The organism is Gordonia desulfuricans NBRC 100010 (genome assembly GCF_001485495.1).
Lineage (GTDB): Bacteria > Actinomycetota > Actinomycetes > Mycobacteriales > Mycobacteriaceae > Gordonia > Gordonia desulfuricans.
The window spans coordinates 1-12,768 of the sequence record NZ_BCNF01000176.1 but is presented as its reverse complement, the minus strand read 5'-3'; the positions used below and the strand labels follow the sequence as shown (position 1 = coordinate 12,768).

The 12,768-nt window shown below is 67.6% G+C and carries 8 protein-coding genes; 7 read left to right on the top strand and 1 reads right to left on the bottom strand.

The window, feature by feature from the left end:
• Nucleotides 1–275: 275 nt before the first annotated feature.
• Nucleotides 276–1,745 carry a peptidoglycan recognition protein family protein gene (locus tag GD1_RS22870; protein WP_059039794.1) on the bottom strand — a complete coding sequence of 490 codons (1,470 nt, stop codon included), beginning with the start codon at nt 1,743–1,745 and terminating at the stop codon, nt 276–278.
• Nucleotides 1,746–2,077: 332 nt separating this feature from the next.
• On the opposite strand from GD1_RS22870, the gene GD1_RS22865 reads away from it, so the two are divergent.
• The 7 genes from GD1_RS22865 to GD1_RS22835 all read left to right on the top strand — a co-directional run bounded on the left by GD1_RS22865 (nt 2,078) and on the right by GD1_RS22835 (nt 12,326).
• Entirely contained in the window at nt 2,078–3,565 is a 1,488-nt protein-coding gene (locus GD1_RS22865; RefSeq protein WP_083534645.1) for a SpoIID/LytB domain-containing protein, read from the top strand.
• Between the two features lie 156 nt (nt 3,566–3,721).
• Nucleotides 3,722–4,924, top strand: a complete 1,203-nt coding sequence (gene glf / locus GD1_RS22860) for a UDP-galactopyranose mutase (RefSeq protein ID WP_059039790.1) — start codon at nt 3,722–3,724, stop codon at nt 4,922–4,924.
• Nucleotides 4,925–6,886: a glycosyltransferase gene (locus tag GD1_RS22855; protein WP_053776680.1), complete on the top strand. Its 1,962-nt coding sequence runs from the start codon at nt 4,925–4,927 to the stop codon at nt 6,884–6,886.
• Nucleotides 6,867–7,478, top strand: a complete 612-nt coding sequence (locus GD1_RS22850; protein ID WP_059039788.1) for a phosphatase PAP2 family protein — start codon at nt 6,867–6,869, stop codon at nt 7,476–7,478. The genes GD1_RS22855 and GD1_RS22850 overlap by 20 nt, the downstream gene beginning before the upstream one ends.
• Nucleotides 7,478–8,407, top strand: coding sequence for a decaprenyl-phosphate phosphoribosyltransferase (locus tag GD1_RS22845; protein WP_053776678.1), 930 nt, complete (start codon nt 7,478–7,480; stop codon nt 8,405–8,407). The genes GD1_RS22850 and GD1_RS22845 overlap by 1 nt, the downstream gene beginning before the upstream one ends.
• A 24-nt stretch (nt 8,408–8,431) precedes the next feature.
• Entirely contained in the window at nt 8,432–10,900 is a 2,469-nt protein-coding gene (locus GD1_RS22840; RefSeq protein ID WP_238404266.1) for an arabinofuranosyltransferase AftB family protein, read from the top strand.
• A gap of 394 nt (nt 10,901–11,294) precedes the next feature.
• Nucleotides 11,295–12,326, top strand: coding sequence for an alpha/beta hydrolase (locus tag GD1_RS22835; RefSeq protein ID WP_053776677.1), 1,032 nt, complete (start codon nt 11,295–11,297; stop codon nt 12,324–12,326).
• Nucleotides 12,327–12,768 lie beyond the last annotated feature (442 nt).

Genomic DNA, 12,768 nt, shown 5'->3' with positions numbered 1-12,768 from the left:
CCATCAACGGCGAGTTGCTGATTGAGCGAGAATCTCCTGTTGCTGATTGAGCCGGGACCGAGCGTAGCGAGGACCCGTGTCGAAATCTTGGTGGGTTGTGTTGGGTGGCGGCCACCTCCGGGGTGGTCACGTCAGCAACTCGGCCGTCTGAGGTTTCGGCACGACTTGTCGCTTCGCTCCTCGTCGGCTCAACCATCAACGGCCTGTTGATGACCCGAGTCGAGATCTCCGCAGGCGACCTCGGATGGCGATGGGTGGGGACGGTCGTGTCGGTCCTATTGCGCCATCTGGACCGGCGGATCGGTGGTCGGGGGAGCGGCCGGTGCCGACTCGGCCGGTGCGCCTGGCTCAGGGGTCGGTGTGGTGGTGGCCGGTGGGGTGAACGCCCCGGCGAGGCTGCGGATCTGCGCGAGTGCCGGATAGCCGTATGCCCCGGGGCAACTGGTGTTGTTGTAGTCGCGGTGCCCGGCGATCACCGGCATCTGCGTCTGCGTTCCGGCGGGGAACTTGCTGTCGGAGAAGTACTCCGACGTCAGGTGTGCGGTACCGGCCGGGTTGAGGCCCGCCTTGCTCAGTCGCCACTTGAGGAAACGGCCCACCGAGGCGAGCATCGCCCCGGAGGGGGTGACCTCCTCGAGGTTGCCGATCATCGACACCCCGACGGTGTTGCGGTTGAACCCGCCGGTGTGGGTGCCCTCGACGTTGCGGTCGAGGCCACCGAAGGCGCCCTCGAAGATCTGTCCGTACTTGTCGACGAGCACGTTGTAGCCGATGTCGCACCAGTTCAGGGTGCGTGCGTGATAGGCGTAGATGCCGCGCACGATCTCCACCGACTGCTGCGGCGTGTAGTCGTTGGAGCCCGCGGTGTGATGGACGATCGCACCGTTCAGCGACGGCGAGATGGTCGGTTGCGAACAGCGGATCGACTCGTCGGCACCCCAGGCCGCCCGCGAGATCACCTGCGGGCCCCCCGACAGTGTCGTCAACATCGACGACCCCAGGGAGAGCAGGCTGTCCGGGCTGAGCAGCGTCGCCGACAACTCCGGCATCACCGTCCCGGCGAGGTTCTTCAGGATCTCGGCACCGGCCCCGAGAACCTGGGTGAGCAGATCGGTGCCGTCGCCCTCGACCGGAGTGCCCGCGGCCCGGGTGGGGCGCAGCGCCGGGATGGCGAGTCCCTCCTCGGCGACGGCCACCTGGATCTCGGTGGCATCGCCCACCCACACCGGCTCGGTACCGCCGGGTTGCCTCGCCGACGGCGCGGCCTCGGTGTGGATCGGCTCGAGTTCCACCCATTCACCCCAGCGGCCACCGGCCTCCTTCGCCCGCAGCAACATGGTGGCGTCGTCGGGATCACCCCAGACCGGTTTGTTCCACGTGAATCCGACCATCTTGAACGGGGTGTCCCGGACGAGGTGTTTGACCGAGGCGCCGACCGCCGGCCGTGCGACCTCGCCGTCGGCGGAGACGGGGGTGCGACCGGACGACGGCAGGGCGGTGATGTCGAGCTCGGGCAGTTCGATCCCGGCGGCCTCGAGCCCCGACGACGCGAGGTCCAGCGCCACCGACGGAAGCTCACGCAGCGCGACCTCCTCGATCGCGGTGCGGTCGATCTGGCGCTGGTTGTCCACCGGGCGCACATCCCGCACCGAGCGGTCGGGGCCGAGATCGATCAGCATCCCCGCGCCGAGCGCGAGTGCCACCGCTGCGACCAGCACCGAGGGCTTACGTCGTGGGTATCGCACCGATCTCTGCTCCTAACGGGATGCGCGGCCGCTGCGTCTGCACCGGCGACGCCCCCGATCGTGTCGGGGAGTCGTCGTCATCACGGGCAGTCCACGCCGGGGGACGTATAACTCGTGATGCGGTTGTTATCTTCTGTGGTTGGTGATTCTTAAGAGACTTGATTATGGTCACTTGAGTCCCAGTAGTCACATTAGTAACAGATCCTGTGTGTGCTACCAACCGGCCGGAAGGGCTGATCGACCGTGGGGGAGATGCACTCGTGAACGCTCGTCTGACCGGCCTGTTGGCCTCCCGGACCCGACCGCGCCAGGCGCGCCGACGCACCACGTCGATGGTGGTGGGCGGCACCATGTCGGCATTGCTGGCCGGTGGCCTGATCTTCGGTGTGACCGCCTCCGACCGCACTCCCGACATCGGCCTCACCGCAGGCTCCGAGGTCACCCTGATCGGCCACGGTCACGGTCACGGCCGTGGCATGGGTCAGTGGGGCGCCTACGGCTACGCCAAACGAGGCTGGTCGGCGAGCCAGATCCTGCAGCACTACTACGGCAACACCACCCCCGGCCGCGTCACCACCCCCGAAGTACAGGTGATCCTGACCGACAAGAGCGCGGTCAACGTCCGCTCCGACTCGCCGATGACGGTCGGTGGTCAGCGCGTCGAGGCCGGCCAGGCGGTCAGTCTCAACGGCAACACCGCCACCATCTTGAGCGGTTGCGGCGGCTCAGCCGTCCGGACGGTGCCGCTCGCCCAGCCGTTCGTCGACCCGATCAACACCGCACCGAACCGCCCGGCCAACGAGTTCCTCCGCTTCTGCGGCTCCAACGAGGCATTCCGCGGCTCGCTGGGCCTCGACGGCGGCCAGGTCGTCAACAAACTGCACGTCGACGACTATGTGAAGGGTGTGATCGCCCGCGAGAGCGTCCCTGGCTGGGCCGACTCCGGCGGCCTCGAGGCACTCAAGGCGCAGGCCGTCGCCGCCCGCACCTACGCGTTGTCGGCGATCGCGGGCGGCAAGAAGATCGACGACACCCAGAACTCGCAGGTCTACGGCGGTGTCGCCGGTGAGGACCCGCGCACCAACACCGCCGCCGACGCCACCGCCGGTCAGATCCGCCTGCAGAACGGGGCGCCGGCGTTCACCGAGTTCTCCGCGTCCACCGGCGGCTACACCGCGGGCGGACGGTTCCCGGCGGTCGTCGACGAGGGGGACTCCGCCTCGCCGAACCACAACTGGACCGCCACGGTCAGCCCCGGCAGCATCGCGTCGGCGTTCGGGTTGCCGTCCCTCGACAGCTTCGAGGTGATCGAGGCCAACGGCCTCGGCGCCGAACAGGGCCGTGCACTCAAGGTCCGTGCCACCGGCGGTGGCCGCAGCGTGGAGGCCACCGGTGAGGAGGCCCGCACCAAACTGGGCCTCAAGTCGTCCTGGTTCTCGGTGCAGGGACAACGCACCCCGCCGCGGATCGTCACCCCGCCGACCGGGCCCGGTTCCACCGGCTCCCTCGATCTGGGCTCGCTGAACGGGATCGCCGACCAGCTGCTGCCCGGTGCCGGTGACCTGCTCGGCACGGCCACCTCCGCCTTCCAGGGTCTGCTCGGGGCACTCGGCGGAAACACCGGCGCGCTCGGGGCCGCGGTGGGTCTGCCCACCCTGACCCCTGACGCGGCCGGCGTCACCCAGGTGTTCGAGAAGGGGATGCTGTTCTTCAGCAAGCAGACCGGGGCACATGCCCTGGCCGGCCGGGGACTGGCGGACTACCAGGCCCGCGGCGGTATCCCGGTGCTCGGCTTCCCCAAGCAGAACGTGCTGCGCTGAGTCGTCGGGGCTGCGCCGAGTCGCCGGGCCGCGCCGGGATACAGGGCCGCCGAGATGTGAGGATTCAGGCACTCCGGACGGGTCATCGCAGGTGATGGCCCCGTCGCCGCCGTGGCACGGAGAATCCTCAGGTTCGGTCCGTTACCCTGAACTCCCGTGGCATCCAATACCAACGCCGGTTTTGACCTGATCGTGGTGGGCTCGGGATTCTTCGGCCTCACCGTCGCCGAACGGGCCGCCGCCGAGTTGGGCAAACGAGTCCTCGTCGTCGAACGCCGCCATCACCTCGGTGGCAACGCCTACTCCGAACCCGAGCCGAGCACCGGCATCGAGATCCACAAGTACGGCGCGCACCTGTTCCACACCTCCAACGAGCGCGTGTGGGAGTACGTCAACCGCTTCACCGACTTCACCGGCTATCAGCACCGTGTCTTCGCGATGCACAAGGGGCAGGCCTACCAGTTCCCGATGGGCCTGGGCCTGGTCTCGCAGTTCTTCGGCCGGTATTTCAGCCCCGACGAGGCGCGGGCACTGATCGCCGAGCAGGCCGCCGAGATCGACACCAAGGACGCGACCAACCTCGAGGAGAAGGCGATCAGCCTGATCGGCCGCCCCCTCTACGAGGCGTTCGTCAAGGCCTACACGGCCAAGCAGTGGCAGACCGATCCCACCAACCTGCCGGCCGGCAACATCACCCGCCTGCCCGTCCGCTACACCTTCGACAACCGGTACTTCAACGACACCCACGAGGGGCTGCCGGTCGAGGGATACACCGCGTGGCTGGAGAACATGGCCGCCGACGAGCGGATCGAGGTGCGCCTGAACACCGACTGGTTCGAGGCGCGCGAGGAGATCACCGCCGCCAACCCCGATGCGCCGGTCGTCTACACCGGCCCGCTGGACCGCTACTTCGACTACTCGGCCGGCCGCCTGGGCTGGCGCACCCTGGACTTCGAGACCGAGGTGCTGCCCACCGGCGACTTCCAGGGCACCCCGGTGATGAACTACAACGACGCCGACGTGCCCTACACCCGGATCCACGAGTTCCGGCACTTCCATCCCGAGCGGGACACCTACCCGACCGACAAGACCGTGATCATGCGGGAGTACAGCCGGTTCGCCTCCGACGACGACGAGCCGTACTACCCGATCAACACCCCGGAAGACCGTGAGATGCTCGCGGCGTACCGGGAGCTGGCCAAGGCCGAGACCGTCGAGCGCAAGGTGCTCTTCGGCGGCCGGCTGGGCACCTACCAATACCTGGACATGCACATGGCGATCGCGAGTGCGCTCACCATGTTCGACAACACGCTGGCGCCGCATCTGCGCGACGGATCGCCGCTGGCCGAGGCGGAGTAGATGAGCGTCACCGGAGCCACCACAGAACACGACACCGAGAACACCGCCGACGACGCGTCGGGTGCGCAGCCGGCGTCCAAGGCCGTCGAGCTGCTGCAGCGGGTGATCTTCCCGCGTCCCGGCGAGCCGGTCGACGTCCGCTCGCTCTATCTCGTCGAGTCGTGGGGCAACAACCAGCGGGCGCACTCGCCGAGCCGCACCTCGGTGGTGCTCGGCACCGACTCCGAGGTGAGCTTCGAGACCTACTTCAACGCCTTCGCCGCCGCCTACTGGCGACGGTGGAGCATCCTGGAATCGGTGGTGCTGCGGGTCGAGGTGATCGGCAACTGCCGCGTCGACCTCTACCGGTCCAAGGTCGACGGTTCCCGAATCGGCATCGGTGGCGACCTCATCCCCACCGACGAGGGTGGCCGCGGCGTCATCGAATTCGAGCTCGACCTCGGTCCGTTCGAGGACGGCGGCTGGATCTGGTTCGACGTCACCACCGACACCGAGACCCAGATCGTCTCGGCCGGTTGGTATTCCGCGGTCCCGTGCCCCACCGGCCCGGAGACCAAGCGGATCACCGTGGGCATCCCCACCTTCAACCGGCCCACCGATGCCGTCGCCGCACTCGCCGCCCTCACCTCGGATCCGTTGGTGGACGGCGTGATCGACGCGGTGCTGATGCCCGATCAGGGCACCCGCAAGGTGGTCGACGAGCCCGGCTACGACGATGCCGCCGCCGCGCTCGGCGACCGGTTGCGCATCTTCGACCAGGGCAACCTGGGTGGCTCCGGTGGATATGCGCGGATCATGTACGAGGCGCTGCGCCTGACCGACAGCCCGTACGTGCTGTACATGGACGACGACATCGCGATCGAGCCCGACTCCGTCCTGCGGTCCCTGGCTATGTCGCGATTCGCCAAGTCCCCCATGCTCGTCGGCGGGCAGATGCTCAACCTGCAGGACCGCAGTCACCTGCACTGCATGGGTGAGGTGATCAACCACCACACCTTCATGTGGACCGCGGCGCCGTTCGTCGAGTACGACCACAACTTCGCGATGCACCCGCTGCGCGACCGCGAGAACTCCAAGAACCTGCACCGGCGCATCGACGTCGAGGGCAACGGCTGGTGGATGTGCATGATCCCGCGTGAATGCGCGGAGCAGATCGGCCTGCCCATGCCGCTGTTCATCAAGTGGGACGACTGGGAATTCGCGCTGCGCGCCGCCAAGGCCGGATATCCGACGGCCACCATCCCGGGTATCGCGATCTGGCACATGGCCTGGAGCGACAAGGACGACGCGATCGACTGGCAGGCCTACTTCCACCTGCGCAACCGGCTCGTCGTCGCATCGATCCACCACGACGGCCCGATCAAGGGCATCCTGCAGTCGATGGTCAAGGCGACGGCGAAACATCTTCTCTGCCTTGAATACTCGACGGTCGCCATCCAGAACGAGGCGATCCGCGACTTCCTGGCCGGCCCGGACCACATCCGCAGCCTGCTGCCCACCGCGTTGCCCAAGATCGCCGCGATGCGCAAGGAGTTCCCCGACGCCGTGGTGCTGCCGTCGGCCACCGAGCTCCCCCGGACCAGCGGCGAGGCAACACATCTCGGCACCGCGATCCCGACCAACCCGGTCAGCAAGCTCAAGGCGCTCGCCGGTGCGGTGGTCAACAACCTGCGTCCCGCCGATCCGCGGCATCATGAGGTGCCGCAGGCCAATTACCCGCCGATCGAGGCCCGCTGGTTCTCCCTCGGCCGGGTCGACGGGGTCACCGTGACCACCGCCGACGGCCGTGGCGTGGTCTACCGCCAGCGCGATCGGGACAAGATGATCGCCCTGGCCCGCGAATCGGCGGCCCTGGTGCGCGAACTCAACGAGAAATTCCCTGAGCTGCAGGCGGCCTACCGGGCCAAGCATCAGGAGCTGACCAGTAAGGAGAGCTGGGCGGGTGTCTTCGGAATCGACTGAACAGACCACGACCGCGCCGGCGGGTGAACCCACCGGTGAGGTCAAGGTCCTGGTGGACATCCAATCGGCGATCGCCACGCCGCCGGTCACCGCGGCGGCCCGCGGGCTGTCGCACTTCGGGGAGCACTCCCTGGGGTGGCTGGCGATCAGTGCCGCCGGCTGGGCGCTGGCGACCCGACGCGACGACGCCGCCGCACAGCGCCGCTGGATCGAGGCCGGTGTGGGTGCGTTCGGCGCACACGCGGCGTCGGTGGTGATCAAGCGCATCGTGCGGCGCAAGCGTCCGCACGACCCGCGGATCGAGGTGGGGGTGTCCACCCCGAGCAAGTTGAGCTTCCCGTCGTCGCACGCCACGTCGACCACCGCCGCGGCGATCCTGATCGGTCGCGCCGCCGGTTTGCCGCCCTCCCTGCTCCCGGCGCTGCTGGTGCCGCCTATGCTCACCTCGCGACTGGTTCTCGGTGTGCACTACCCGAGCGACGTCGCGGCCGGTGCGGCGATCGGTGCACTCAGTGCGGGTGCGGTGATCGCCGGTGACCGGTACATCGACAGTGCCATGACCACCTGCGTCGGCAGGAACAGGGAGAAGTGATGAGCGAGGAGCCGATCGAGCACGGAAAGGTGCAGGGTCCGCCCAAGAGCCTGCCCGCCGGGCTGGTCAAGGCCGTGCGTCCGCGTCAGTGGGTCAAGAACGTCCTCGTTCTGGCCGCACCGCTGGCCGCGGGCACCGAGGTTCTCACCAACGGCGACATGATGTTCCGGGTGGCGATCGCCTTCGTCTCGTTCTGCCTGGTCGCGTCGTCGGTCTACCTGGTCAACGACGCGCTGGACGTCGAGGCCGACCGCAACCACCCGACCAAGCGGTTCCGTCCGATCGCCGCCGGCGTGGTGCCGGTGAACCTGGCCTATGTCCTGTCGGCGATCTTCGCCGCCGCGTCGATCGGCGTGGCCTTCCTCGCCAACTGGCAGACCGCCGTCACCATCGCGGTCTACCTGGTCATCCAGCTCGGCTACTGCTTCGGGCTCAAGCACCAGGCCGTCGTCGACATCTGCATCGTGTCGTCGGGGTTCCTGCTGCGCGCGATCGCCGGTGGCGTGGCCGCCGAACTGCCCAACGGCCTGTCCAGCTGGTTCCTGCTGGTCATGGCGTTCGGTTCGCTGTTCATGGCCGCGGGTAAGCGCTACGCCGAACTGCAGCTCGCCGAGCGCACCGGCGCCAAGATCCGCAAGTCGCTGGAGTACTACACCACCACCTACCTGCGGTTCGTGTGGACGCTGGCGGCGACGTCGGTGGTGCTCTGCTACGGCCTGTGGGCGCTCGACGACTCCATCCACGGCGACAACGTGTTCTATGCCATCTCGATCGTCCCGTTCACCGTCGCCATCCTGCGGTATGCGGTCGACGTCGACGGTGGTGCGGCCGGTGAGCCGGAGGAGATCGCACTCGGCGACCGGGTGCTGCAGTTCCTCGCGGTGGCCTGGATAGTATGCGTGGGTGTCGCCGTCTATGCAGTGTCGTGATGAGTCCCCGGCACCGGTGGGCCCATGACCGACGATGCCACCCGGCTGGGTGGATCCGATCGTTCCGGCCCTGATCGTCGGTCCGACCACACCGGTGACCATCCCGGCGACGACGCACCGACCCGCTGGCTGCGGCTGAACCTCGACGACCCCGCCGACGAGCGCCCGGTCGACGAGGAGAAGCGCCCGGTCGACGGGAAGAAGCGCCCGGTCGACGAGGAGAAGCGCCCGGTCGACGAGGAGAAGCGCCCGGTCGACGGGAAGAAGCGCCCGGTCGACGAGACCACCCGCACGGACGAACGCAAGCGCGACGAGCGCAGGGGTTCGGCCGTCGCCGCAGGGCGTACCCGGGGTCCGCGTGAGTGGGTTGCGATCGGCAGCTTCGTCGTCGGTGCGGTCACCGTCGCCACCTTCTTCGCGATAGGTGCCTGGCAGCGTCGGTGGATCGCCGACGACGGCCTGATCGTCCTGCGCACCCTGCGCAACCTGTTCGCCGGCAACGGCCCGGTCTTCAACGCGGGGGAGCGGGTCGAGGCCAACACCTCCACCGCCTGGACCTACCTGTTGTGGTTCTGGGCGTGGGTGACCGACGGACAGCTCGAGTACGTGGCCCTGTGGGTCGCCCTGGTGCTGTCGGTGGCCGCGATCCCGATCGCCATGTACGGCACCGCGCGTCTGCTGCGCAACCGCATCGGCGGGGTCACCGGCGACGGCTACACCCTGCTGCTGCCGCTGGGCGCGATCGTCTACATCGCCGTGCCGCCCGCTCGCGACTTCGCCACCAGCGGTCTGGAGAACGGACTCTGTATCTTCTGGGCCGCGGTGCTGTGGTGCCTGCTGGTGTCGTGGAGCCGTCGCGCCAACGGGGCCGACGCCACGCGCGGCGGAGCGGCCGCGACCCTGTTCCTCGCATTCTGGGCGGGTCTGGCCCCGCTGGTGCGTCCCGAGCTGGCCGTGGTCGGCGGCATCGCGCTGGTGCTGGTGTTCTTGGCCCCGCTGTCCTGGAAGATGCGTGTCGGTGTGGTCGTCGTCGCGGCGGTCCTGCCGGTCGGCTACCAGATCTTCCGGATGGGCTACTACGCACTGCTGGTGCCCAATCCGGCCGTCGCCAAGGACGCTTCCGGCTCCAAGTGGGGGCAGGGGTTCACCTATCTGGCCAACCTGTTCGGCCCGTACACGCTGCTGCTGCCGGTGATCCTCGCCGTGGTTGCCGGTGTGCTGATGCTGATCGGCGCGCGGCTGCGTCGCCTCGCACCGGCCCCCGCCCCGGCCGGTGACAGCGCGTCCGTTGACACCGCGTCCGGTGACGCCCCGACCTCTCGTCGCGATCGCCTGGCCGGCTGGTCGCGCGCTCTGCAGACCCCCACAGCGGTCACCGTGGCCATCCTGCTGGCCGGTGCCATCGTCTTCGTCTACTGGCTGCGCCAGGGCGGCGACTTCATGCACGGCCGTGTGCTGCTCACGCCGCTGTTCGTCCTGTTGCTGCCGCTGATGGTCATCCCGGTCACCATCCCGGTACACGGCGTCGTCGCCGCCTTCCGTCGTACGCCCGCGGCCGCGTCCACCGATGATGCGAACACCGGCGAGAACACCGGTGAGGCGATCAACGGTGGTGTGAGCGCCGACGACGCCCCCGAAGGGACGGACCCGAGCGCCGGTATCCCCACAACCGAGACCCCCGTACCCGGTGTCCCCGCAGCAGATGTCCCCGATGCCTCCACCCGTAACCGTCGTACGCGGCTGCAGCTGGCCGGTTCGGTCATCATGGCCGGGCTGTGGGTCACCACCGTCGTGTGGGCGGCGATGGTCCACGAGACCGTCCTGCCCAACGCCGGCATCGACATCGGCCGCAGCGGCATCGTCGACGAGCGTCGCTTCTACGTGACCAACATGGGCAACGAGAACCCGGTCACCGCCGCCGACTACCTCGACTACCCGCGGATGCAGGCGATGGTCGACAACATCGCCGAGCACGAGAAGGAGGGCGGGGTGCTGGTGGCGTCGTTCAACTACGACGAGTGGTACTACATCCCGCTGCCGCAGTCGACGCCGCAGGACAAGCGCACCCTGACCGTGTACTTCCTCAATCTCGGCATGACCAGCATGAACGCGCCGCTGGATGTGCGCGTGGTGGACCAGATGGGTCTGGCCTATCCGCTCGCCGCGCACACCGAGCGACTCGAGGACGGCCGGATCGGCCACGACAAGGTGCTGCCCACCGAGTGGGTCGTCGCCGAGTCGGGTGCCGTGCCGCGCCGCCCGGTCCTGCCGGGATTCCTCGACGAGGACACGGTGCGTCAGGCGCAGGTGGCGCTGACCTGTCCGGACACCCGTGACCGGTTCGCCTCCTTCGAGGGCACGTGGACCTGGCAGCGGTTCAAGAGCAATCTGAAGCAGTCCTTCGGCTTCAACAACTACCGGATCGAACGCAACCCCGAGTACGAGATCCAGCGGTGCGGTTTGACGATGCCGCAGCGGATCAACCCGCGATAGCGATGCTGCGGTCTGTGTCCGGCACGGTTGCGTCGCGCCGAGGGTCCCGTCGAGGGGTCCGATGCCGGGCCGAACTCGGGCGTTCGGTGCGTACCGCCCCCACGACTTGCGGGGGTTTGTCTCGGATCGGTAACGTGCGCCGAGGCGATATCGATAGAAGAACCGTGAACAACATGTCCGGGAGGCATTGCGTTCACCAACCTGAGAATTGTGTGATAGAAGTCACAGAGTTTGTCGAGGGTTGGTAATTGAAATAGGCTCCCCTGTCGTCCCAGGTGCCCATCGAGACACCGGGCCGGGTCGGGTGGGGGAATCCGGACATCGGAGTGACAATCCGGTATCGGCGTCGTGGTTCTGACGCCGATCGCCGGTGACAAAGGGAGATTTTCAGTCGATGGGTGCAGGTGGAATGAAACCGAAGGGCAGGCTACGGCTCCGTAGTCGCGTGGTGGCGATGATCGTCACGGCGCTGACCGTCGCAGGACTCGTCGGCACGGTCGCTGGAGTGGGCCAGGCGGATGCGCGCATCAACGGCACCGCCGGTGTCAAGGAGTTCTGGATCGACGCCTGTGGCATGCCGACCAACGGCGCCTTCGGCAACAAGTCGATGGCCCCGGGCAAGGTCAAGGTCCGTGCCTGGCAGCGTCCGGGCAACACCCGTACCGTCATCATGCTCGACGGTATGCGCGCCCAGTACGACTTCTCGGGCTGGGAGATCAACACCAACATCCAGGAGCTGGTGAAGCGCGGCGTCAACGTCGTCGAGCCGATCGGTGGCCCGGCCAGCTTCTACACCAACTGGAATGCGCCGAGTAACTTCAACGGCCAGCAGCGCCGGTACATGTGGGAATGCGTCATCAACAACACGCTCCCCGCAGCACTGAAGTCGGGCCGGTACGGCAAGTACGGCACCAAGGGCGGCAAGTTCGCCATCATGGGTCTGTCGTCGGGTGGTAACGCCGCACTGACCCTGGCCACCAAGCGTCGCGATCTGTACTACGCCGCCGCATCGCTGTCCGGCTACAACTTCCTGAGCGCGCCCGGCATGCACACCATGCTGCGTCTGGCGATGCTCGACGTCGATCCCAAGCCGTGGAACGTCGACGCCATGTGGGGCCCGCCGTGGGATGCCCGCTGGTACGACAACGACCCGTCGCTGCGCATCAACCAGATGCACGGCATGAAGATCTTCATCGGTTCGGGTAACGGCCTGTTCGGCCAGTACAACGCGCTGCCGAATGTGTTCGACGACCTGTTCAAGGGCTCGACACTGGAGATCCTCGCGTTCACCCAGGCCAAGGCCTTCGAGGGCCTCGCCGCCCTGAACGGTCTGCCGGTCATGACCTACTACGCCAACGGCACCCACGCCTGGGGCTACTGGCAGGACATGGTCTGGAACGCCTACGCACGAGGCTTCTTCCGCTGACCTGCTGATCCGCATCTCAGACGACCCCGCCCGGGACCATCACGGTCCCGGGCGGGGTCGTCTCGTCGGGTCGCCTCGCCCGTAGCTCCGGAGCGCCCGCCCCAGGTCACAGAAATCACAAAAAACCCACCAGTCACAGCGTGGCACTTCCCGAACCACGCCCGGGGCGTGTAAGAAACACCTGAGGCTAAATGACACCAGTGGGATCAATGTGACTTGGGAGGCCCCTGGTGTCATGCTTCGAAAGGTGCAGACGCGCCGACCGTCATGGGGTGTGAAGGAGCTCGAGGGTATGCAACACGTCAGCGTGGGGAGAGACGGACGCCGCAGGCCCATCCGTGGGGTGATCACGATGATCGTGATCGCGGTACTCGTGGCCGTGATGGCGCTGCTCGGTCAGCGTCCGGCAGCCGCGGATCCCGCACCGGCAGCCCCTGCACCC

Bases quoted from the DNA above. Each gene is read 5' to 3' on its own strand.
- GD1_RS22865 (WP_083534645.1), top strand. From the start codon at position 2,078: ATGGTGGTGGGCGGCACCATGTCGGCATTGCTGGCCGGTGGCCTGATC.
- GD1_RS22855 (WP_053776680.1), top strand. From the start codon at position 4,925: ATGAGCGTCACCGGAGCCACCACAGAACACGACACCGAGAACACCGCC.
- GD1_RS22845 (WP_053776678.1), top strand. From the start codon at position 7,478: ATGAGCGAGGAGCCGATCGAGCACGGAAAGGTGCAGGGTCCGCCCAAG.
- GD1_RS22840 (WP_238404266.1), top strand. From the start codon at position 8,432: ATGACCGACGATGCCACCCGGCTGGGTGGATCCGATCGTTCCGGCCCT.
- GD1_RS22835 (WP_053776677.1), top strand. From the start codon at position 11,295: ATGGGTGCAGGTGGAATGAAACCGAAGGGCAGGCTACGGCTCCGTAGT.